Raw genomic sequence first — 21,832 nt, forward strand, 5'->3', positions numbered from 1 at the left:
GCGCGTCGCATCCCGCGTGGATCTGCCGTGCTGCGCCGGGCCGCGATGCGCCGAACGAAAATGAAAAGAAAAGGTGTGCAAGCCGTTTGGGCCTGCCCGCGCCGCATTGGCGAGCAGCGCTTGCGCTAGGCGCTGCTCGTGGACTTCGTCGCGATGAGGCGCGAAGCCGTGACGCTGCGCGTCGAAGGGCGCGACACGCGAGCGTCGTCGCGCGTGCCGTCAGCCGCGCCGGATACCTTCGGGCAGCGCGCTGATGCGGCGCACTTCGGGCGAGTCGAGCCACGCGCGCGACGTCGCACAGTCGACGAACATGTCGGTCGCGTCGTCGCCCCAGAACAGGTCGCCGTCGAGTTCGAAGGTCGGCACGCCGAACACGCCGTGCGCGATCGCCTGATCGGTGTTCGCACGCAGAGCGTCCTTCACCGGTTGGGCTTCGACGGCCGTCACGCCTTCCGGAAAGCCGACCGCCTCGCACAGCGCGGCGAAGCCGTCCGGCGTCGATACGTCCTGGCCGTCGCGCCAGATGTAGCGGAAGATCCGCCGGATCGCCTCGGGCGAGCCGCCCATCGCGATCGCGAGACGCAGCGGCCGGATCGGGTTGAACGGATGGGCGGGCGGCATCCGGAACGTAATGCCGAGCTTGTCCGCGCGGTATTGCGCGTGGCGATACGTGAAGATGCGCTTCGCCGCGATCTCGGCCGGCGCCTTCTGGCCCCAGTGTGCGAGCAGCGCGCCGAGCACGATCGGCTTCGGCGCGTATGCGGCGGCAGGCGGCAATTGATCGAACCGTTCCTGCTGCAGATACGCGAACGGCGAAACGAAATCGAAATACCAGGTGGCGGTGCGCGCGGCGTTCATCGTGGGGTTCCCTTGCGTGTCCGGACGGCGGTTGCATGTGCGGCGCCGTTCGACGGCGTGCTGCATGCGTCGACGGCCAGTGTCGCATGCGACCGCCTTTTGCGCTGCCTCATCGCCGCATGCGCGGCCGGTTATGGCTGGGCGGGGCCGTCCGGTCCCGCGAATCGGGCGAGACTGTCGCGCACGGCCGGTGCATCGTGGCGCGCGCCTGCGCCGCCGAGCGCTGCATGTTCTAGAGCAATTTCCCGGTCGACAAGGGTTCGTGTTCGTACGTGAACGGCTGGAACGCGTTCAAGCGGTTGACCATGCACGCGGGTCCGAGCGAGCGCGATGCGCCGTTCCGCGGGACCGTCACGCGCGCGTACCGGCTCGGCTGATGTTTCCTGCGCCCGTCGCCTCGCGCTAGCCCGTCTCGACCAACGCGGCCAGCCGGGCGAGCGCCATTTGCCAGCCGGCCTCGTTGTCGGCGGCCGGCACGCCGGGCGGCACACCGTCGTGTACCGCATCGATGCGTGTGCCGCCTGCTTCGTCGGACAGCATGATCGTGACCGTCATCGCGCCGCGCAGCATCGGATCGTCGGTTTCGAACACGTCGATTTCGACGATCTTCTGGTCCGGCACGAGCGTCACGAAGCGGCCGTGATAGGTGTCGGTGTGCGCGGTGGTCTTGCCGGTGCCGTCCGACGGTTCGTCGTAGCTCAGCGACACGCGCAGCGCGCCGCCTTCGCGCGCGTCGTATGCGTGCACGCGGCACGTCATGCCGTCCGGCACTTTCCATTGTTCGACGGCACGCGGATCGAGCAGCGCGCGGTAGACGCACCCGCGCGGCGCGTTCAGGTGCCGGCTGACCCGGGTCGAATGCGTGTGCATGTGCAGCATATGGCCTCCCGCGGAACGCGCACGACGGCGCACGCCGGATGCTGGCGTCTGGTCATGCGCCCTTCAGGAATCCTAGGCGCGCGTGCGGCCGCATGCAATGGCCCGCGCATGCGGCCGCATTCAGCGCAACGCGGCCGCGAATTCGTCGAGCTGCGTGATGCAGATGTTCCAGCCATCGAAAAAGCCGAGGGCCTCGTGCCGCTCGCGCGTGGCGGCATCAGGGTGCATCACGCGCGCCTCGTAGCGGCAGCCGGCACCGTCGTCGGCCATCGTGATGACGGCCGTGAAGCCCAGCCACGGCACCTGCGGCCGCCAGCCGCCCGTGAGCATCGACGTGAATACGATTCGCGCTTCCGGCACGATGTCGAGGAAGCAGCCGGGGTTGTCGCTCGTGCCGCCGTCGGGGCCGCGCATGAACGTGTGGAAGGCGCCGCCCGGGCGCAGGTCGAACGCGTGCACTTCGGTGGTCCACGGTTTCGGGCACCACCATTGCTTCAGCAATTCCGGGTCGGTCCATGCGCGCCAGAGTGCCTGGCGCGGCGCGCGCAGCGTGCGCGTGATGACGAGGTCATGGGCTTCGGCGGGGTCGACGTGGCTGGCTGACATGCGCTTGCTCCTCCTGGTGAAGGCGTTCGACGAATTCCACGAGACGATCGGAGCGCGCTTCCCAGTGCGCGCGCTGCGCGGCGAGCCACTTCTCGGCCTCCGCCAGCCGGCTGCCGACCAGCTCGCAGGTGCGCGAGCGGCCAGTCTTGCGGGTCGTGACGAGGCCGCTGCGCTCGAGCACCGCGAGATGCTTCATGAACGACGGCAGCGCCATGTCGAACGGCGCGGCCAGTGCCGAAACGGTCCGCCCGCCATTGCCGAGCGCGCCGACGATCGCGCAGCGTGTCGGATCGGCGAGTGCGTGGAATACGTCGCTGATGCCGGGTTGAAAGTTAGCCATGTGGCTAAGCATAGGCGATTCAGCCGGATTTTTCATCGCGTAGCATGATGGGGCGGTAACACGCGCCAATCGGGCTGGAGCCGTGTTGCCTTGCACCGGCCGCCGTTGCGCATGCATCGAGTGCACGTCGGCATTCCATTCGATCCGGGCGCACGCAGACCGAACGCGTGCCCCACCTGATATACCGGAGAGGGTATGACCGAACCCATGACCGTGCGCCGCGTCGATGCGATCGAAGCGCATGCGTGCATCGACGCGCTGGCCGACGTGCTGATCGATTGCGTCGAGGGCGGCGCGTCCGTTGGTTTCATGTTGCCGGTCGAGCGTTCGACCGTCGTTGCGTTCTGGACGCGCGTCGCCGCGGGCGTCGCGGGCGGCGAGCGCATCCTGCTCATCGCCGAGGACGTCGCCGGCCGGATCGTCGGCACCGTTCAGGTCGTAACCGCGCAGCCGGAGAACCAGCCGCATCGCGCGGACATCGCGAAGATGCTCGTGTCCCGCCATGCACGCCGGCAGGGGATCGCGGCGCGGCTGCTGACGGCTGCCGACGAAGCCGCGCGCGATGCCGGCAAGACCGTGCTCGTGCTCGACACCGTGACGGGCGGCGATGCCGAGCGTCTGTACGAGCGGGCCGGCTGGGAGCGCGTCGGCGTCGTGCCGAACTTCGCGCTGATGCCCGACGGCGCATTGTGCGCGACGACGTATTTTCACAAGCAGCTCGCGTAACCGGGCTGGATGCGATCGCAATCCGGTTCGCGATCGGCGCGCAGTGCGGCGGAGCGGGGCCGTGGGCCGGATGCCGGACGCCGGGCGGAAAAAATGTCGGATGGCCACGGCGCCGCTCCGATATATTCGTGCTGGAACACGCCACCACCATGCCAACGGAATCGCCGCCCCGATGAAACGCTCCCATATCGCCTTAGCCCTCACGGGCCTGCTCGTCGCGGTGCCGATTGCCGCCTTTGCACTCGTCAAGCCGCTACGCGTCGTCGCGCCCGCGCTGCTTCCCGGCGTGTCGTGCCCCAGTGCGGACATCTGCACGGACGATGCCGCGAAGTTCGACGCCGCGCAGCAGCTCTATCGCGACGGTTATGCGCGCGCGGCGGCGGCCGTGGGCCCGTTTCGCGAGGCACCGCGCGTCGTGTTCTGCTCGACGCGCGAGTGTGCCGACAAGTTCGGTCTCGGCGAACGCGCGGCCCTGACGCTCGGGGATTTCGGCGTGGTCGTCGCGCCGCGCGGCTGGCAGACCTTCTTTCTTGCGCACGAGCTGATCCATCATCGTCAGGCCGAAGTGCTCGGCAACCTCGCGGTGGCGACCAAGCCGCGCTGGCTGATCGAGGGGATGGCGTATGCGCTCAGCGGCGATCCTCGTCATCCGCTGACGGAGCCGTTCGAGTCGTGGCGCGCGCGTTTCGGCGTGTGGCATGCGGCGCTGGGTGGACAGCCGCTGTGGGATGCCGCAAGGGCGGTGAAATAGCGCGGGACGCGATCGCCCGATACGCGGATGGCGCCGCCGACGCGCTCGCACGGCAAGTGCGAACCGCGCTGCCGGCGGCGGTGCCCGACGGGGCGACGCCGTTCGGGCTTCGCTGCCGGAGAGTCAGCCCGCCGCCACGCGTCGCGCGCGGCGGGCCCGGTCGTCAGACCGTGGTGTCGATGATGCCCGGGATCTTCACGTCCGGGTTCACGTCCGCGTCGTAGTCGACGCCGGCGATCTCGAAGCCGAACAGGCGCAGGAACTCGGTCTTGTAGCCGGCGAAGTCGGTCATCTCGTACAGATTCTCGTTCGTCACCTTGTCCCACATGGCGACGACGTTGGCCTGCACTTGCGGATCGAGCTCCTTGTAGTCCGCGCGCAGGCGGCCTTCGTCGTCGATGTGCGGCTTCGCGCCGTACAAGCTGTCCTTCAGGAGCCCGTACACCTGCTCGATGCAGCCTTCGTGCGTGCCCTTTTCCTTCATCACCTTGAACAGCAGCGACAGGTAGAGCGGCATCATCGGGATCGCCGAGCTCGCCTGCGTGACGACGGCCTTGAGCACCGACACGCGGGCATCGCCGCCGTGCGCGGCCAGCTTGTCGCGGATCGACAGCACCTTCTTGTCGAGATCCTTCTTCGCTTCGCCGATCGAGCCGTTCCAGTAGATGTCGTGCGTGATCTGCTCGCCGAGATACGTGAACGCGGTCGTCTTCGCGCCGTCGGCCAGCACGTCGGCTTCAGCGAGCGCGTCGATCCACATCTGCCAGTCCTCGCCGCCCATCACGGCGACGGTGCCGTCGATCTCTTCCTGCGTCGCCGGCTCGAGCGAGACTTCGCGGATCACTTCCTTGTCGGTGTCGAGGCCGCGGAACGTGACCGACTTGCCGACCGGCTTCAGCGTCGAGCTGATCGTTTCGCCCGTCTTCGGATGCGTGCGGCGCGGTGCCGCGAGGCTGTAGACGACCAGGTCGACCTTGCCGAGATCCTGCTTGATGGTGTCGATGGTGATCTGCTTGACCTTGTCGGAGAATGCGTCGCCGTTGATGCTGCGCGCATAGAGCCCCTTTTCCGCGGCGAACTTCTCGAACGCGGCGGTGTTGTACCAGCCGGCGGTGCCCGGCTTCGTTTCGCTGCCGGCGCGCTCGAAGAACACGCCCAGCGTGTCCGCGCCAGAGCCGAATGCGGCCGAGATCCGGGCGGCGAGGCCATAGCCCGTCGACGCGCCGATCACGAGCACCTTCTTCGGGCCGTTGGGGATCGGGCCGTGCGAAGTCACGTAGTCGATCTGTTCCTTGACATTGGCTTCGCAGCCGACCGGATGAGTCGTCACGCAGATGAAGCCACGCACGCGCGGTTTGATGATCATGGAAACCTCTAGTCAGAAAGGCGGGGACGGCCTGAAATCGGAAAAATCCCGCGCATTGTAATGGAAGCGGGCGGGCAGGGCGGGAAACGCGGGCGGTGGCGGCATGCGCAGTTGCCCGGGGTCGGACCATCGACGCGGCGATTCGCGTAGCCGTCAGTTATTTCTCTCTTGACAGAAATAACTGAAAAAACTAAATTTCCCGACATGGAACTCACACCGATTGCCGAACGATTCATCCTCCACTGGGGCGAAATGGGCTCGCGATGGGGCGTCAACCGCACCGTCTCGCAGATTCATGCGCTGCTGTACCTGGCCGGAAGGCCGGTCGCGGCCGACGAGATCGCCGAGACGCTCAACGTCGCGCGCTCCAACGTCAGCACGAGCCTGAAGGAGTTGCAGGCATGGCGGCTCGCGAAGGTCGTGCACGTGCTGGGCGATCGCCGCGACCACTTCGAGACGTCGACCGACATCTGGGAACTGTTCAAGCTGATCGTCGAAGGACGGCGGCAACGCGAGATCGAACCGACGCTCACGGTGCTGCGCGATTGCCTGACGAGCCCCGAGATCGCCGACGAGAGCCGCGAAACCGAACAGCGCATTCGCGACACGCTGCAGTTCGTCGAGACGCTCACGACCTGGTCGGACGAGATGCTGCGGCTCAAGCCCGACACGCTGATGAAGGCGCTCGGGATCGGCGCGAAGATCAGCCAGACGGTCAGGCGCAAGTCGTCGAAGTAGGCGGCACCGGACGTGCGGGCACGCAGCCCGCTTTTTTTGGCATCCATATTTCTGTCGTTACAGAAATAACTGAATATAGAGGATGAAAAAAATGAACGAGATGACGCTGCCGATCCGCCGGCATTCCGCATCGCGGAGTGCGACATGAACATCCTCGTCTGCGGCGCGAACGGCTTCATCGGGCGGGCGCTGAGCGCGCGGCTCGAGGCCGGCGGCCATCGCGTGCTGCGCGGCGTGCGGCAGGCGGTCGGCGCGCACGACGTCGCGATCGACTTCGCGAAGGACGTCGATCCCGACGCATGGCTCGCCCGGCTGGATGGCGTCGACGTGGTGATCAATGCGGTCGGGATCCTCGCCGACCGGCGTGATGCGACGTTCGACACCGTGCATCGCGCGGCGCCCTGCGCGCTCTTCACCGCATGCTGCCGTGCCCGCGTGCGACGCGTGATCCAGATCTCGGCGCTGGGCGTCGAGCGCGGCGACACGCCGTATTTCGCCAGCAAGCACGCGGCCGACACCTTCCTGCAGACGCTGCCGCTCGATTACCGGATCGTGCGTCCGGCACTCGTCTACGGAACCGCCGGCACGTCCGCCCGGTTCTTCCGAATGCTCGCGAGCCTGCCCGTGCACGTGTTGCCTGCGGGCGGCCATCAGCGGCTGCGCCCCGTGCACGTCGACGATCTCGCCGAGCTCGTCGCGCGGCTCGTCGATGCGTCGGCGGCCGGTCGTCCGGTCATCGACGCGGTCGGTGGCGACGAAGTCGAGTATCGCGAGATGCTGAGCGTCTATCGCGCCGCGCTGGGTTTCCCGCCGGCGGCGCGCGTCGCGCTGCCGGGCCCGCTGGTCGGCACGGCGGCCGCGCTGCTCGGCACGATGCCGGGCGCGATGCTGACCCGCGACACGTGGACGATGCTGCGCGGCGGCAATACCGGAGATCCCGCCGCGCTCGCGGCCGTGCTTGGCCGGCCGCCGCGCGGGCTGCGGGATTTCATCGGCGCGAACGCGGCCGCGCTGCGCTGCGATGCGCTCGCGATATGGCGGCGGCCGCTGCTGCTCGGCGCGCTCGCGATCGTCTGGATCTGGACGGCCATCGCCAGCGCGTTCATCCATCCGCGTCACGACAGCCTCGCGATGCTCGCCCGCGCCCACCTGAGCGGACTGCCCGCGCTGATCGCGCTCTACGGCGCCTGCGCGCTGGACTTCGCGTTCGGCGTGGCGACCGTCGCCGCGCCGTCCCGGCGTCTGTGGGCCGTGCAAGGCGCGCTGATCGTCGCGTATTCGGCCGTCATCGCGGCCACGATGCCTGGCCTGCTCGCCGAGCCGTTCGGCCCCGTGCTGAAGAACGTGCCGATTCTCGCGATCCTGTTGATCCTCTATTCAGAAGAAGAACGCGCATGAACACCTATCTCGTGATCAAGACGCTGCATATCCTGTCCTCGGTGCTGATGGTCGGTACGGGCTTCGGCACCGCGTTCTACCTGTTCTTCGCGAACCGCACGCGCTCCGTGCCGGCGATCGCTGCGGTGTCGCGCCTCGTGGTGCGCGCGGACTGGTGGTTCACGACGCCTGCGGTGCTGTTCCAGCCCGCGTCCGGACTGTGGCTCGCGCACACGGCCGGCTGGCCGTGGACGACGCCATGGCTGACCGCGTCGATCGTGCTGTATGCGATCGCGGGCGCGTGCTGGCTGCCGGTCGTGTGGCTGCAGATCGAGCTGGCCGCGATGGCGACGCTCGCGCATGCGAATGGCGATGCCGAGCTGCCGGCGCGCTACTGGCGTTATGCGAAGCGCTGGGAGCTGCTCGGCTATCCGGCGTTCTTCGCGATGCTGAGCGTGTATTTCCTGATGGTGGTCAAGCCTGTGTAAGCGAAGCAGCGGGGCCGCGCGCGGCGATTTCGCCGGACGCCCTGTCGATTCCCGTGAGCTCGTGTATAACTTCGACAGGAGCGCGTTCGGGCCGTTTCGCGCGATCCGGACGCTTCGCATTCGACCTCACAAGGAGCCTGCATGCTGCACATCCTGGGCAAGATCCCGTCCATCAACGTTCGCAAGGTGCTGTGGCTGTGCACCGAACTCAACCTGCCGTTCGAACAGGAAGACTGGGGCGCGGGCTTTCGCACGACGAACGATCCGACCTACCTCGCGCTGAATCCGAACGGCCTCGTGCCGGTCATCAAGGACGACGACTTCGTGCTGTGGGAGTCGAACACGATCATCCGCTATCTCGCGAACCGCTATGGCGGCGACGCGCTCTACCCGGCCGAGCCGCGGGCGCGCGCACGCGTCGACCAGTGGATCGACTGGCAGGGCACGGACCTGAACCGTTCGTGGGTGGGGGCGTTCCTCGGCCTCGTGCGCAAGTCGCCCGATCACCAGGATCCGGCGGCGATCGCGCAGTCGATCGCGGGCTGGACGAAGCACATGCAGATACTGAACGCGCAGCTCGAGGCGACCGGCGCGTTCGTGGCCGGCGACCACTTCACGCTCGCCGACATTCCGATCGGCCTGTCGGTGAACCGCTGGTTCGGCACGCCGTTCGAGCACCCGGAATTCCCGGCGGTGAAGCGCTACATCGAGCGTCTGGCGACGCGCGAGGGCTTCAAGCAGTATGCGGGCAGCGCGAACCCGTAACGCATTGCATCTCACGCGCGTCGGGGCGGCGTGACTGCCGCCGCAACGCTGCCTCCCCGCGGCACGTCACGTGCCGGATGCCGGTACCGCCTCGAGCACGCGCGCGAGAAACGCCTCGTGATTCCACGCGGATTCCGGCCGCGACAGCCCGAGCCGCACGACCACGAGCTCGCGGCTCGGCACCACGCTCACGAACTGGCCTTCATGGCCGACCGCATGAAACGCGTCGGCGGGCAGTGGGCGCGCGTGTGGATCGCGATCGTTGAACGGCTCCGGCACCTTGACCCATAGATGCGCGCCGAATTCTCCGCGCGTCGACAGCGGCGTTGCGCGCGTCAGGTAGCGCACCCAGCCTTCCGGGAGCCGCCGCTGCCCGTCCCACACCCCGTCCTGCAGCAGAAGCTGCCCGAAGCGCGCCCAGTCGCGCGCGCTCGCGTACATGAACGACGCGCTGCCGAGCGTGCCGGCCGCATCGGGCTCGAACACCGCGCTGCGCATCCCGAGCGGCGCGAACAACGCGCGGCGCGGAAACGCGAGGTAGTCGCTCTCGGTGCCGCCCATTGCCTCGCGCATCACACGCGCGACGATCGCGCTCGTGCCGCTCGAGTAGTACCACTGCGTGCCGGGCCGCGCGGCGAGCGGCTTGGCCGACGCGAAGCGCGCGGTGTCCGGCTGCGTGAACAGCATCACGGCAACGTCGGACAGCGGGTCGTCGTAGTCTTCGTTGAATTGCAGGCCGCTCGTCATCCGCAGCAACTCGTCGAGCGTGATCGCCGCGCGCGGGTCGCCGCTGTCGCGCCATTCCGGCAGCAGCGCCGACGCGTCCGGCGACAGCTTGTGCTGCGCGACGAGCATGCCGGCCAGCGCGGCCGTGACGGTCTTCGTCATCGACCAGCCGGGTAGCGGCGTGTCGGCCGTGAAGCCGGGCGCATAGCGTTCGGCGATGACCTGGCCGCGCCACATCACGACGACCGCGCGGGTGCGCCGCGGCCGCGCCGGATCGGGTTCATCGAACGCGCGGTCGAGCGCGGTCTGCAGCTTGCGTGCGTCGATGCCGGCGGGCGGTGCGGCCGGCGCCGCTTCCTGCGCGGGCGGCGGATCGGGGACGGGCGGCAGCGCGGCCGGCAGCACGCCGGGCGACGGCCCGAGCGCGAGCGTGCAGCCGAGCCCGGGCCGGAAGTTCGCTTCGCGTTGCGCGAATCCGGCGAACGTTGCGATGGCCCGATGATGCTCGGGATCGATCGACGGGCGCACCAGTTTCAGCAGCGGGTGCACGCCGGCCATGATGTCGACATCGATCACCGACGCGGCCGGACGGCCCGACACGAACACGCCCGAACACAGCGCCTTCGCGGCATAACCCGTCGCGATCGGGGCGAGCCGCGACAGCATGTAGCCGGTATAGCCCACCGCGGCGACGAGCGCGACGGCGACGCCGCGCAGGATCAGCGATTTGAAGGGGATCGTCATGCGCGAGCGTCCTCGGTGGCGTGCCGGCCGGCAACGATCCGGCAGTGTCGCAGGTTCGGGCAAGCGGTGGCAATCGCGGGAGTGGCGACGCCGGGCGGCGTCGATCAGGCGGCATGGTGCCCGGCGTGTGCGAATCGCATGTGTCGATCGCGCAGGTTCGAACGGGCCGCATTCGGCCCGTCCACGCGGTGCGTCATCGTGCGTTGTGGTTGTCCGAACGCCGTGTCCGGATCGGCGCGGTATTCGTGTTGTCGCTGGTGGACGCGACATACGGCACGTCGATGTTCGGCGCGTACGCGAGGCCGGTCGGGCCGATCACCCGCGCGTTGGGACCGGTCCGGCGCGCATCCGCAGTCTTGTCGGGCGAACCCGCACTCGAACTAAGAGGATGGCGACGGCCGGACATGCCACCCGGCGCGCGACATGACACGCGAGCCGGCGTGCATTGTTCACCGCGATCGCGACACGGCCTGACAAGTTGAACTCCGACCCGCCGTCGGCCGATAATCGTCCGGCATCGTTCCCAGTCAAACCGCAATCGCAAAATCGGAAAACGCCATGTCCTACGACAACAACAACCCGTTCGCCCGGATCCTGCGCGGCGAACTGCCGTGCGTGAAGGTCGCCGAAGACGACGCAACGCTCGCGATCATGGATCTCATGCCGCAGGCCGACGGTCACGTGCTCGTGATCCCGAAGGAGCCGGCCGCGCAGATCTTCGAGCTGTCCGGCGACGCAGCGGCGGCCGGCATCCGCATGACGCAGCGCGTCGCGGCGGCCGTGCGCGCGGCGCTCGTGCCGGACGGCGTGTTCATCGGCCAGTTCAACGGCGCGGCGGCGGGCCAGACGGTCCCGCACGTGCATTTCCACGTGATTCCGCGCTGGGAAGGCGTCGACCTGCGGATGCACGCGCGCGACATCGCCGACGCGGCCACGCTCGAATCGCTCGCCGAGCGTATCCGCGCGCATTTCGTGTAACGCATGGATGGCTCGTGATTCGGGGGCGCCGTTCGCACCTGTTTCAGCGGTCACGCCACGTAACACGTGTAACCGCTCGCGAAACTCGGCCTGGCGGCTCCGGCGCTAGACTCCGCGCATTGCTGCATCGAGCGACAGGAAGGGGCGGTTGCCGCTTCGTGCCGGCCGTCAAGGGCTGCGACGGCACGGCTTTCGCGCGATGCGACGTGTCCTCCTTGCCGGGAATCGAGCCATGTACAAAGTTCTCATCACGTTTGCGCTGATCGGCGGCCTGTCCGGCTGCTATGTCGCGCCGCCTTACGGCTACGCGCCCGCGCCGGCCTACTACGGCTATGCGCCGGCCTATTACGCACCGCCGGTCAGCGTCGGGATCGGCGGCAACTTCCGCATTCGCTGACCGGGTGGCGGCCGCGGGCGCCGCCCGCACGTCGAACGAGCGCGTCGTTCGACCCGCCGCCGCCACTTCTCGCAGCGCAAACTCGCGCGCCGCTTGACGGCGCGCGTGCGCATCGCCCGCCCGGGTTCCTATACTTCACAGGAAAGCCCACTCCGGCGAGGCAAGCCATGGCCGTTACGCGCAAGTTCGCAATCGTTGCGAGTGTCTCCACGCTCGTCTATCTCGGGCTCGCCGTGCTCGGCATCGGTGGGTTCGCCGCCTTCTTCTCGCATCCGCAACTGACCGTCATCGCCGTCGTGACGCTCGCGCTGGCCGCTGTCGCGTTGTTGACCGAGGGCAACCTGAGCGCCGGCGAGCGCGAGGACCGCGACAATCGCTGGGTGCTCGCGGCCTTCGGCGTCAGCGGGTTGCTGCTCGCGTATGTGCCGGCGCTGACCGACCGGCTCGACGTGTGGACCCTCGGCGGCGCCACGGTGCGCTGGATCGGCGTCGTGCTGTACGTTGCGGGCGGCGTGCTGCGCATCTGGCCCGTGTTCGTGCTCGGCAAGCGCTTCAGCGGGCTCGTCGCGATCCAGCCGGGCCATACGCTGGTGACGGACGGCATCTATCGCCGGATCCGCAACCCGAGCTATCTCGGCCTGATCGTCAATTCGGCCGGCTGGGCGTTGGCGTTCCGCTCGGGCGTCGGGCTGCTGCTCGTCGCGTTGACGATGATTCCGCTCGTCGCGCGCATCCGTTCCGAGGAGGCGTTGCTGCGCGCGCAATTCGGCGCCGAATACGACGCGTACTGCGCGCACACCTGGCGGCTGATTCCGGGCCTGTACTGACCCTCGTTTGGCCCGAACGAGCAGGGCGATGCGAGCCGGCTCGCGGCGCGCCTCCAATGTGTTGCCACGTGTGTCCGAACCCGCGCGACGGGCGCGTTCGGCAATGCCGAAAAACGGGGCATGACCACGCCCGGAGCCCCTGCCGGCGGGCTTTTTCGGCGGTTTCCGGCAACCTTTTCCGGTCCTCTTTCGGTAAACAACTTGTTACCAGAATGTCGACGGCAAGCCGGCTCGACCGGTGCTATTCTTCGCCGCAAGCTCATTGAAATGAATTGGTCCGGGATTCGGCACAATGCCGGCATCGACGTCGATCGATTCAGATCGTCGTATCGAGCGGACTTTCGATAACCAGATTGCGAACAAGGAAGAATACGGGAATGTGGAAGAAAATCGCCCCCGCTCTCGTCGTCGCCGCGTTGACCGGCGCGACCGCACTGCCGGCCATGGCCGGTGACCTGAACAATGCGCTTGGCGGCGCGCTCGGCGGGGTTGCCGGCGCAGCGGTCGGGGGCGCGGTCGGCGGCAGCACCGGCTCCGTCATCGGCGGCGCGATCGGCGGCGGCGCGGGTGGTGCCGTGACGTCGAACCGTCGCGAGCGCACCGGCGCAATCATCGGCGGCGCCCTCGGCGGCGGCGCAGGCACCGCCGCCGGCAACGCAATGGGCGGCCGCACGGGCGGCCTGCTGGGCGCGGCCGTTGGCGGTGGCGCGGGCGCGGCGCTGGGCGGCAACCTGTCGCGCAGCTCGTACGAACGCGATCACGGCGATCGCGGCTATCGTCACCGCAAGCATCACCACCACCGCGACTGGGACTGATCGACTCGGGTGCGGCACGGTGCGCGGCTTGCGCACCGGCGCGCCCGACGCGTCGGCACCCGATCCGACAGCCGGCCCGGCGGCCTCAGCCGGGCGGCCGTCGCCGGCAAGACCGGCGGCCCTTCACCCTCTGGCAGTCCATGCCCGGCCCCGCTCGACGGGTCGGCACACGCTCTCCCGCTTCATCTTTCCCGCTTGTAGACGATACCGCCAGTTGCATCGACATGCAGCCGCGCAGGTTCGGTCATCCTCATGTCGCCCTCGCCGATCGACGCGCCGCCGTCCGGTCATCAGGATTTCCCTGATGCGCAGACGTGTCCGCGGCACGCGTTCACGGGCCATCGCGCGCGATGGCGGGTAGTGCGAAATCGAATGGATGTCATCGCAACATTTAATTGGTCGATCGGGATCGACTTCGCTATCGTCAGCGCTGCCCGCGTACGGAATCGAACCGTGCCGTCCCCCGTGCCCCGCCGCATGACCCCGAGTGTCCGCGGCCCGGCCGCCGGACCCGCAAGCATGGCTCGCCCCGCCCGCTGAACCGGGCGGGCCCGTCGCGAAGCCTGGCCGACCGAACGAAGGCGCACGCGCTTTCAAGCCACCCCGGCAGCGATGTCCCGCCGCCGCATGCGTGCCCCACACGCGTGCCGCGCCCGCCGTTGCGACCCGGGGCCGGACCAACCCATTGCCTGGATGCTTTATGTCTAAGACAACGTATTACGCGCCGCATGGCGGCCACCCGCCGCAGACCGATCTGCTGACCGATCGTGCGATGTTTACCGAGGCGTACGCGGTCATTCCGAAGGGTGTGATGCGCGACATCGTCACGAGTTGGCTGCCGTTCTGGACCAACACGCGCCTGTGGGTGATCGCGCGTCCGCTGTCGGGTTTCGCCGAAACCTTCTCGCAGTACATCGTCGAAGTGAATCCGGGTGGCGGCAGCGACAAGCCCGAGCAGGACAAGAACGCCGAAGCCGTGCTGTTCGTCGTCGAAGGCGAGGCCGAACTGACGCTGCAAGGCAAGCAGCACACGCTGAAGCCGGGCGGCTACGCCTTCATCCCGCCGGGTGCCGACTGGACGCTGCACAACGTCAGCGATGCCGCCGTGCGTTTCCACTGGATCCGCAAGCACTACCAGGCCGTCGACGGCATTGCGCTGCCGGAAGCGTTCGTGACCAACGAGCAGGACGTCGAACCGATCCCGATGCCGGGCACCAACGGCGCATGGGTGACGACGCGCTTCGTCGACATGAGCGACATGCGTCACGACATGCACGTGAACATCGTGACGTTCGAGCCGGGCGGCGTGATTCCGTTCGCCGAGACGCACGTGATGGAGCACGGCCTGTACGTGCTCGAAGGCAAGGCCGTCTATCGCCTGAACCAGGACTGGGTCGAGGTGGAAGCGGGCGACTTCATGTGGCTGCGCGCGTTCTGCCCGCAGGCATGCTATTCGGGCGGCCCCGGCCGCTTCCGTTACCTGCTGTACAAGGATGTGAACCGTCACATGAACCTGACGCTGAATCCGGCGCGCTAAGCGTCGCGCACGTCGGACACGAAAACCCGCTGGTGCATGCCGGCGGGTTTTTTCATGGGCGCCGCGACGCGATGCAGCCGACGTGGTGACGGCCGTCGCACGTTACGCGTCGAGCGCTGACGCCGCCATCCTCGCGACCTGCACACGCGTATCGGGCGGCAGGTCGTCCTCCATCAGCCAGACCGCGGACAAACCGGCCCAGGCGAGGATCCACTGCAGCAACCTGCGGCGGTCGAGTCGCGCGGCCTCGGCGACGAGCGCGCAGCGCCGCGCGAAGCGGGCGGGATCGACGGCGATGTCGTGCGCGGGATTGCAGAACAGGTTCGCGTAATCGAACGCGCGGTCGCCGCGCAGACCCTTCGGGTCGATCGCCAGCCAGCCGCGATCGCCGAAGTGCAGCACGTTGCCGTGATGGATGTCGCCGTGCAGCACGACGTCGTCGACGGGCGGCGCGGCCAGCAGCCGGTGCGCCGTCGCGGCCGAACGTCGCAGCGTGTCATCGCCCGTGTCGTGCGACAGCAGCGCGTGGAACCAGTCGGTCAGCGGCACGACCTCGGGCGTTGCCGGTGCGCGATGCGCATGCAGCCGCGCGACCACGCGGCATGCGATCCGGATCGTATCGTCGTCGTGGCCCGCGACGGACAGGCCGATGAGCGTGGGTGCCGGTTGCGCGCGTTCGAGCAGCACTGCGTCGCTGTCGTGCAGCCACACGCGCGCGGCGCCATCCCCGTTCCACCAGGTCATCAGCGCGTTGCCTCGGCGCTCTTGGTCGCAGGTCGCGACCTTCAGCATCGCGGGCCGCGCGTGCCAGACGACGGGCAGCACGCCGCCGCTCGCGGTCAGGATCGGGCCGCCGTCGGGAACGAGGTTCCACAGGCGCAGGTACGTGTCGAACATGCAGACGATGGTACAGGCGAACCGGCTCGTGCGCCGCGCGGTTCGCCCGGCACAGCCGCCCGCGCAACCATTCCTAAATAAAATTTAGCTAGCAAAACTTAGGCTAAAGAATGTTCCGGTATCCCGGCATCCCTTCGACAATGCGCGCCTTTCGTGACCGACGGGCGCCTGTTGCGCGCCCCGCGTTCGCCGCATTGAAGAAGGAGCCTGCATGACCGACCACACCGCCAATCTTCCGCCGCCACCGCCCACATCGCCGCGCCGTGCATGGCGCATGCTCGCGGGCGCGCTGGTCGGCCTGACGCTCGCGTGCGCGGGCATCGGCGCATGGACGATCCACCGTATCTGGACGCAGCTGCCATCCGTCGAGCACCTGGCCGACTATCGTCCCGCGCTGCCGCTGCGGATTTTCTCGCGCGACGGCGAGCTGCTGGCCGAGTACGGCGTCGAGCGCCGCGAGTTCGTGCCGCTCGAACGCATTCCGCCGCTCATGCGGCACGCGCTGCTCGCGGCCGAGGACGCGAAGTTCTACCAGCACGGCGCGATCGACATCGGCGGCCTCGCGCGCGCAACGTTCGCGAACGTCGTGACGGGACAGCCGGGGCAGGGCGGCAGCACGATCACGATGCAGGTCGCGCGCAACTTCTACCTGACGCGCGACAAGGTGCTGAGCCGCAAGCTCGCCGAGATCCTGATGGCCATCAAGCTCGAGCGCGAGTACAGCAAGGACAAGCTGCTCGAGCTTTACATGAACCAGATCTATCTCGGCGAGCGCGCGTATGGATTCGCGGCGGCCGCGAATGTGTATTTCGGCAAGCCGCTCGACGCGCTGAGCGCGGGCGAAGCGGCCGTGCTCGCCGGATTGCCGAAGGCACCGTCCGCGTTCAATCCGGTCGTCAATCCGGCGCGCGCGACCGCGCGGCGCAACTACGTGCTCGGCCGCATGCATGCGCTCGGCGAGCTCGACGACGCGACGTATCGCGCGGCGGCCGACATGCCGATCGCGCTGGCGACCACGCCGCCGCCCGGCATCGTCGCGGCGCCGTACGTCGCGGAGCGCGCGCGCCGGATGATGGTCGAGCGCTTTCGCGACGACGCCTATACGCTCGGCCTCGACGTGACCACGACGATCTCGATGCGCGACCAGCGCGCGGCCGAAGCCGCGCTCCAGCGCACGCTGAGCCGGCAGCCGGGCACGAAGCGCGATGCGCGCAACGGGCTCGAAGTCGCGCTCGTGTCGCTGGATGCGGCGACGGGCGACATGCTCGCGCTCGTCGGCGGCGCGGATTTCAACCGCAACGTGTTCGACCATGCGCTGCAGGCGTATCGCCAGCCGGGTTCGAGCTTCAAGCCGTTCGTCTATTCGGCGGCGCTGGAGAAGGGCTACTTTCCGGGCGTGCTGGTCGACGATACGCAGCGCACGCTCACCCATGAGGAAACCGGCGCGCGGCCGTGGCGCCCACGCAATTTCGGCAACCGCTACGAGGGCTTCATTCCGGTGCGGCGCGGGCTCGTGCGCTCGAAGAATCTGGTCGCGGTCAGCCTGATGCAGGCCGCCGACGCGCGCTACGTGCAGCAGCACGCAGTGCATTTTGGTTTCGACGCGCAGCGCAATCCGGCGTCGTTGCCGCTCGCGCTCGGCGCGGGCGCGGTGACGCCGCTCGAACTCGCGAGCGCGTACAGCGTGTTCGCGAACGGCGGGACGCGGATGGAGCCGCGCCTGATCCTGTCGGTGAAGCAGCGTCACGGCGGCGCGATGTACGAGGCGACGACGCCTGAAGGCGCGCGCGTCGTGTCGGCGCGCAACGCGTTCGTGATGGACAGCATGCTGCGCGACGTCGTGAAGGCCGGCACCGCGCGTGGCGCGCTCGCCTTGCGTCGCGACGACGCGGCCGGCAAGACGGGTACGTCGAACGGATCGAAGGACGTCTGGTTCGCGGGCTACTCGTCGGGGATCGTCGCGGTCGCGTGGCTCGGCTACGACACGCCGCGCCCGATGGGACGCGCGACCGGCGCGACGCTCGCGCTGCCGGTCTGGCTCGACTACATGAAGACGGCCGTCGACGGCCGCACGCCGGTCGATGCGACGCCGCCGCAGGACGTCGCGCTCGTCGACGGTGATTTCGTGTACGCCGAATACTCGCGCGGCGCGTGCACGGCGGACGTGCCGCCGTTCATCCGCAGCCGCTTCGCGTGCGGCGGCGCGCCGGCGTCCGACGCGCCGGATGCATCGGGCGAGATGGGCAAGCCCGACGAGCCGATGCCCGCAGCCGTCGATGCGGCCGAGCGCGAACGCGTGCTCGACCTGTTCCGTACCCAGGACTGAGGCGCGCGATGCATACGATTTATCTGATCGCGATCGTCGCGGAGGCGATGTCGGGCGCGCTGATGGGCATGCGACGCGGGATGGACCGCTTCGGGCTCGCGCTCGTCGGCGCGGTGACGGCGCTCGGCGGCGGCACGGTGCGCGACGTGCTGCTCGGCCACTATCCGCTCGGCTGGATCGCGCATCCCGAGTACCTCGTGATCACGCTCGCCGCGGCGACCGTCGCGTCGTGGGCCGCGCGGCACGTCGCGCGGATGAAGACGCTGTTCGTCACCGTCGACGCGATCGGTCTCGCGGCGTTCACGATCATCGGCTGCGATATCGGCGCGTCGACGGGCGCCGCGCCGATCATCGTCGTGCTGGCCGGCGCGATCACGGGTGTCTGCGGCGGGATGCTGCGCGACCTGCTGTGCAACGAGATGCCGCTGATCCTGCGCGAGGAACTGTATGCGAGCGTTGCGTTCTTCACGGGCACGCTGTACGTCGGGATTCAGCATCTGGGCATCGATGCCGGGTTGGCGTCGGTGGTCGCGCTGGCGGCGGGCTTCACGACGCGCATGCTTGCGGTGCGGCTGGGATGGAAAATGCGGACGTTCGGTGTCGCGGACGTCGAGCATTGAGCGAGGTTGCCGCGCGGATGCGACGATACGCGCGTGCAACGCCGGCACCATGACCGGTGGCGGCCCGTCGCCGCATAGCAAGGCACAGGTGGTCGCCCATTGACGATGACGAGCCCGAAGGCTGGCTGGGTGACGCGTTCACCTGGCTGGCCCGTTCGCGCGCGGCTGGTGGTGATCGGAGAATGGAAGGGGAATCGATCATTTCATCAACGCAAATGAGAATCATTATCGATGCGAGAGAGAAAAGCGGCGCGTGCGGACGCGCACCGTCGGCGCGGATCGGGCGAGCCGCGCGGCGTGACATGCGGTGAACGCCGGCCGGCCCTAGGCCAGCGCTTCGATACGAATCAGCAGGTTGCGCGCATGCGCGATGAACGCGTCGTACGTCGCGCGATCGCCGTGGCCTTCGAAGCCGGCCTGTTCGGCGAACGCGAGCTGTTCGGCGTAGAGGTCGACGAGCGCGCTGCGTGTGTCGGGCGGCAGCGTGCGGATCATCGAGACGAGCAGCAGTTCCTGCGCGCGCAGCATGCCGGACAGCGATTGGGCGTTCATGCCGACCTCCTCGAACGACGCGGCGGCGTGCCGCTCATTCCATAGTAGGTGGTCGGCGCGCGCAGCGGAAATCAGCCGGCGGCCGTCGCCGTCCGTGCGTCGCGCACGACTTGCGCGACGCGCTCGACGAATTCGGCGTCGACGCTGGACAGTGCTTCGCGCTTGCCGTCGGGCATCTCGACCATCAGCCGGTAGGTGATGTCCTGCGTGGTCCAGGCGAGATAGCCGACGACGGCGAGCATCACGCCGACGACCAGCGCGGCGCTCGATGCGCCGATGCCGCCTGCGACGGCGGTGGCCACGCCGATCAGCGAGATCAGCGACGGCACGAGGCGATTCTTCGGGATCTTGACGACATCGACGTTGCGGATGTCACGCAGCGGGAAGACCTGCCCGGCGGCCGACAGGCCGTTGCGCGTGACCATCACGCCGCGTTCGTTGAATGCGTTTTCCATCGTATGTTGCGTGGACGAAAACGCGCAGCGTAGCAGACTTCGTTGCCGCGTCAAACGAGACCGAGTGCCGCACGACGCGTGCGGGCCGGCCGCGACGCGGGCAACGGCGGGTAACGGTTGGTAACGGCAGGAGTCAGAACTGCAGCTGGCCGTCGCCGTACAGTCGGCCCGGCACGTGCGACGCGACGACCTCGGCGATTTCTTCGTCGGTCGATTCGGCCGGCACGATCTGGCGTCGCGCGGGCGCGTCGAGATGCATCGTCCATTCGACGAGCCGGTACGGGCGGCCCCACGGGCGCTGCATTTCCACTGACACGCGGCAACTCTGGACCGGCAGCGAATGCCGGCGCGTCAGAATCGCGTGCAGATGGCTGAAAACGGTATCTTCGATCATCTTGGGCTCCGATCCTGTCTTGTGGGCAGTTGATGCCGGTGCCGTAGTGGGTCTCAAAAAAAAAGCCGCCGATGCTCAGGCGGCCAACAGGGGGGGTGAGAGCATCCTCTCAGCCCAGAATTAAGCGAAACTTAAAAGCCCATAAAAAAGCGCCCCGCGTGGAGCGGGGCGCTTCTTGCCGTCGTCGTCCGCGAAATGAGCGGACAGTTAAGCGGATGCTTTAGAACTTGTGACGGATACCGACGCGAGCGGCCAGCTGGTTCGACGAACCGTTGCCCGACGTGCTGAAGTAGCTCGTGCTCGAACCGATCTGCGCTTGCACGCCGTTGCCCGACGCCTTCTGGTAGACCACCAGGCCGTACACGTCCGTACGCTTGCTGAGCGCGTAGTCGAGGCCCAGGTCGCCCTGGTTCCAGTGCGCCGAGTTGCCGCTTTGCGTTGCGTTCGTGTACGTGTAGCCCGCTGCTGCCGACAGGGCCGGCGTGATCGCGTACTTCACGCCTGCTTCATACGCGTTGTAGAACGTGCCCGATGCGCCAGCCGCGATCGGGGTGAACTGCGTGCGCGTCCAGAGCAGCCATGCCGTTGCCGGGCCGAAGATGTAACGGCCGCCGACGCCGTACGTGCGCAGGTCGCGGATGTTCGTCAGCGCGATGTTCGCGATCGACGTCGAGAATGCCGGCGTCGACTGGCTCGGGAAGCGGATGTCCGTGTAGGCGGCGCCGAGTGCGAACGGGCCGTTCGCGTAGTTCAGGCCGAAGCTGTATGCGCGCGACGAACCGGCCGTCGTCGTGGTGCCCGTCGTCGTCGACGGTGCGCCAGCGAAGTCGGTCGAGTTCGAGAAGCCGTACAACGCGCCGAACGTGAAGCCGGCGTAGTTCGCGCTCTGGAACTTCACCGAGTTGTTGATGCGGCTCGACGTGAGCTGGTCGATGTCGTTCACGTGGTACGCGTAGTTACCCGCGACCGTGTTGCCGCCCGTCGAGTAGTTCGAACCGAGGATGTCGGTCGAGAACGAGTACTGGCGGCCGAACGTGACCGTGCCGTATTGCGACTGGCTCAGGCCGACATAGGCTTGACGGCCGAAGATCGCGCCACCCTGGCCGATCGTGCCGTTGCCGCTGTTGAAGCCGTTTTCGAGCACGAAGATTGCCTTCAGGCCGCCACCGAGGTCTTCGGTGCCGCGCAGGCCCCAACGGCTACCCTGGGCCACGCCGTCGTCGTACTTGAACAGCTTGCCGCTGCCGCCGGTTGCGGTCTTGCTGTGGTTCACGTAGCTGATACCGGCATCGATGACGCCATACAGGGTCACGCTGCTTTGTGCGTGCGCCGCGCCAGCCGTTGCTGCGAGGATGGCGATGGTCAACAGTTTCTTGTTCAAAGGATTCTCCGAGCGAATAAATGGCGTGTCCAGTTGCGGTTCCGGCGCTCTCTCTGGGCGCTTTCACGGACCGGTCGCAACTTTATCGGCGGGCCACGTAATGAATGTGACAGCCTTTGTCATATTACGAATCTGTGGTGCCGATGCGACACTGGATTCTGCCCGGTTGTACAGCGGGGAGTTATACCGATTCCTCCTGAGATTCGATCGGGATCCGGAATATGCACATGAAATAAGCTTGGTTGGTGCCGTTCCGGCCCCGTGCCACGATGCGCGCTTCAACAACGAC

At 67.8% G+C, this 21,832-nt stretch carries 24 protein-coding genes and 1 pseudogene; 14 read left to right on the forward strand and 11 right to left on the reverse strand.

All coding sequences use genetic code 11. The features are described 5' to 3' along the window. Positions 1–219: 219 nt before the first annotated feature. A complete protein-coding gene (locus tag WS75_RS09870; RefSeq protein WP_059680415.1) occupies positions 220–858 on the reverse strand; it encodes a 2-hydroxychromene-2-carboxylate isomerase in 639 nt (212 codons plus the stop codon). Positions 859–1,079: 221 nt separating this feature from the next. Here WS75_RS09870 and WS75_RS33475 point away from each other — a divergent pair. Further along, positions 1,080–1,235, forward strand: a pseudogene (locus tag WS75_RS33475) (amidohydrolase family protein); the annotation flags it as partial. 25 nt (positions 1,236–1,260) lie between these two features. Here the strand turns inward: WS75_RS33475 and WS75_RS09875 are convergent. The 3 genes from WS75_RS09875 to WS75_RS09885 form a co-directional block, all read right to left on the reverse strand. Continuing rightward, the gene (locus tag WS75_RS09875) at positions 1,261–1,737 is read right to left on the reverse strand and encodes an SRPBCC family protein (RefSeq protein WP_059680307.1); all 477 of its coding nucleotides are present in this window, start codon (positions 1,735–1,737) and stop codon (positions 1,261–1,263) included. A gap of 120 nt (positions 1,738–1,857) precedes the next feature. After that, the gene (locus WS75_RS09880; protein WP_059680308.1) at positions 1,858–2,343 is read right to left on the reverse strand and encodes an SRPBCC family protein; all 486 of its coding nucleotides are present in this window, start codon (positions 2,341–2,343) and stop codon (positions 1,858–1,860) included. Further along, on the reverse strand, positions 2,306–2,683 hold the full coding sequence (locus WS75_RS09885; RefSeq protein WP_059680309.1) for an ArsR/SmtB family transcription factor: 378 nt from the start codon (positions 2,681–2,683) through the stop codon (positions 2,306–2,308). Before WS75_RS09885 ends, WS75_RS09880 begins: the two co-directional genes overlap by 38 nt. A 195-nt stretch (positions 2,684–2,878) precedes the next feature. Here WS75_RS09885 and WS75_RS09890 point away from each other — a divergent pair, with 195 nt between their 5' ends. Then, positions 2,879–3,409 (forward strand): GNAT family N-acetyltransferase, encoded by a 531-nt coding sequence (locus WS75_RS09890; RefSeq protein ID WP_059680310.1) that lies wholly within the window; start codon positions 2,879–2,881, stop codon positions 3,407–3,409. A gap of 172 nt (positions 3,410–3,581) precedes the next feature. Beyond that, complete coding sequence (locus tag WS75_RS09895) at positions 3,582–4,160, forward strand: hypothetical protein (RefSeq protein WP_059680311.1); 579 nt, start codon at positions 3,582–3,584, stop codon at positions 4,158–4,160. Positions 4,161–4,323: 163 nt separating this feature from the next. On the opposite strand, the gene fabV is transcribed toward WS75_RS09895, so the two are convergent. Then, on the reverse strand, positions 4,324–5,526 hold the full coding sequence (fabV, locus tag WS75_RS09900) for an enoyl-ACP reductase FabV (RefSeq protein WP_059680312.1): 1,203 nt from the start codon (positions 5,524–5,526) through the stop codon (positions 4,324–4,326). Positions 5,527–5,730: 204 nt separating this feature from the next. On the opposite strand from fabV, the gene WS75_RS09905 reads away from it, so the two are divergent. The 4 genes from WS75_RS09905 (at position 5,731) to WS75_RS09920 (ending at position 8,894) form a co-directional block, all read left to right on the forward strand. Further along, positions 5,731–6,264, forward strand: a complete 534-nt coding sequence (locus tag WS75_RS09905) for a GbsR/MarR family transcriptional regulator (RefSeq protein WP_006760784.1) — start codon at positions 5,731–5,733, stop codon at positions 6,262–6,264. A 144-nt stretch (positions 6,265–6,408) separates the two neighbouring features. Beyond that, positions 6,409–7,662, forward strand: coding sequence for an SDR family oxidoreductase (locus WS75_RS09910; protein ID WP_059680313.1), 1,254 nt, complete (start codon positions 6,409–6,411; stop codon positions 7,660–7,662). Continuing rightward, on the forward strand, positions 7,659–8,129 hold the full coding sequence (locus tag WS75_RS09915) for a DUF2269 family protein (RefSeq protein ID WP_059680314.1): 471 nt from the start codon (positions 7,659–7,661) through the stop codon (positions 8,127–8,129). Before WS75_RS09910 ends, WS75_RS09915 begins: the two co-directional genes overlap by 4 nt. A 141-nt stretch (positions 8,130–8,270) precedes the next feature. After that, a complete protein-coding gene (locus tag WS75_RS09920; protein ID WP_059608091.1) occupies positions 8,271–8,894 on the forward strand; it encodes a glutathione S-transferase family protein in 624 nt (207 codons plus the stop codon). Between the two features lie 66 nt (positions 8,895–8,960). Here the strand turns inward: WS75_RS09920 and WS75_RS09925 are convergent, their stop codons facing one another. Next, positions 8,961–10,364: a serine hydrolase domain-containing protein gene (locus WS75_RS09925; protein WP_059680315.1), complete on the reverse strand. Its 1,404-nt coding sequence runs from the start codon at positions 10,362–10,364 to the stop codon at positions 8,961–8,963. A gap of 558 nt (positions 10,365–10,922) precedes the next feature. Here WS75_RS09925 and WS75_RS09930 point away from each other — a divergent pair. From WS75_RS09930 to WS75_RS09945, 5 genes are all read left to right on the forward strand, one after another. Continuing rightward, the gene (locus tag WS75_RS09930) at positions 10,923–11,342 is read left to right on the forward strand and encodes an HIT family protein (protein WP_059680316.1); all 420 of its coding nucleotides are present in this window, start codon (positions 10,923–10,925) and stop codon (positions 11,340–11,342) included. A 232-nt stretch (positions 11,343–11,574) separates the two neighbouring features. Continuing rightward, a complete protein-coding gene (locus tag WS75_RS34070; RefSeq protein WP_006760791.1) occupies positions 11,575–11,739 on the forward strand; it encodes a hypothetical protein in 165 nt (54 codons plus the stop codon). A gap of 167 nt (positions 11,740–11,906) precedes the next feature. Next, positions 11,907–12,566 (forward strand): methyltransferase family protein, encoded by a 660-nt coding sequence (locus WS75_RS09935; RefSeq protein WP_059680317.1) that lies wholly within the window; start codon positions 11,907–11,909, stop codon positions 12,564–12,566. Positions 12,567–12,943: 377 nt separating this feature from the next. Continuing rightward, on the forward strand, positions 12,944–13,381 hold the full coding sequence (locus tag WS75_RS09940) for a hypothetical protein (RefSeq protein ID WP_059680318.1): 438 nt from the start codon (positions 12,944–12,946) through the stop codon (positions 13,379–13,381). 700 nt (positions 13,382–14,081) lie between these two features. Further along, positions 14,082–14,918 carry a bifunctional allantoicase/(S)-ureidoglycine aminohydrolase gene (locus tag WS75_RS09945; RefSeq protein WP_059680319.1) on the forward strand — a complete coding sequence of 279 codons (837 nt, stop codon included), beginning with the start codon at positions 14,082–14,084 and terminating at the stop codon, positions 14,916–14,918. A 102-nt stretch (positions 14,919–15,020) separates the two neighbouring features. On the opposite strand, the gene WS75_RS09950 is transcribed toward WS75_RS09945, so the two are convergent. Continuing rightward, the gene (locus tag WS75_RS09950; protein WP_059680320.1) at positions 15,021–15,815 is read right to left on the reverse strand and encodes an aminoglycoside phosphotransferase family protein; all 795 of its coding nucleotides are present in this window, start codon (positions 15,813–15,815) and stop codon (positions 15,021–15,023) included. Between the two features lie 211 nt (positions 15,816–16,026). Between WS75_RS09950 and WS75_RS09955 the strand changes: the two genes are divergently transcribed. After that, a complete protein-coding gene (locus WS75_RS09955; protein ID WP_059680321.1) occupies positions 16,027–18,141 on the forward strand; it encodes a penicillin-binding protein 1A in 2,115 nt (704 codons plus the stop codon). An 8-nt stretch (positions 18,142–18,149) separates the two neighbouring features. Beyond that, complete coding sequence (locus tag WS75_RS09960; RefSeq protein ID WP_059680322.1) at positions 18,150–18,761, forward strand: trimeric intracellular cation channel family protein; 612 nt, start codon at positions 18,150–18,152, stop codon at positions 18,759–18,761. Positions 18,762–19,085: 324 nt separating this feature from the next. On the opposite strand, the gene WS75_RS09965 is transcribed toward WS75_RS09960, so the two are convergent. The 4 genes from WS75_RS09965 to WS75_RS09980 all read right to left on the reverse strand — a co-directional run bounded on the left by WS75_RS09965 (position 19,086) and on the right by WS75_RS09980 (position 21,543). Continuing rightward, the gene (locus WS75_RS09965; protein WP_059680323.1) at positions 19,086–19,313 is read right to left on the reverse strand and encodes a hypothetical protein; all 228 of its coding nucleotides are present in this window, start codon (positions 19,311–19,313) and stop codon (positions 19,086–19,088) included. A 71-nt stretch (positions 19,314–19,384) separates the two neighbouring features. Further along, positions 19,385–19,768, reverse strand: coding sequence for a DUF6232 family protein (locus WS75_RS09970; RefSeq protein WP_059680324.1), 384 nt, complete (start codon positions 19,766–19,768; stop codon positions 19,385–19,387). A 133-nt stretch (positions 19,769–19,901) separates the two neighbouring features. After that, positions 19,902–20,162: a DUF2866 domain-containing protein gene (locus WS75_RS09975; protein ID WP_059680325.1), complete on the reverse strand. Its 261-nt coding sequence runs from the start codon at positions 20,160–20,162 to the stop codon at positions 19,902–19,904. A 220-nt stretch (positions 20,163–20,382) separates the two neighbouring features. Then, positions 20,383–21,543, reverse strand: coding sequence for a porin (locus WS75_RS09980; RefSeq protein WP_059680326.1), 1,161 nt, complete (start codon positions 21,541–21,543; stop codon positions 20,383–20,385). Positions 21,544–21,832 lie beyond the last annotated feature (289 nt).

The sequence above is a fragment of the Burkholderia sp. FL-7-2-10-S1-D7 genome (assembly GCF_001524185.1).
GTDB classification, from domain to species: Bacteria; Pseudomonadota; Gammaproteobacteria; order Burkholderiales; family Burkholderiaceae; genus Burkholderia; species Burkholderia diffusa.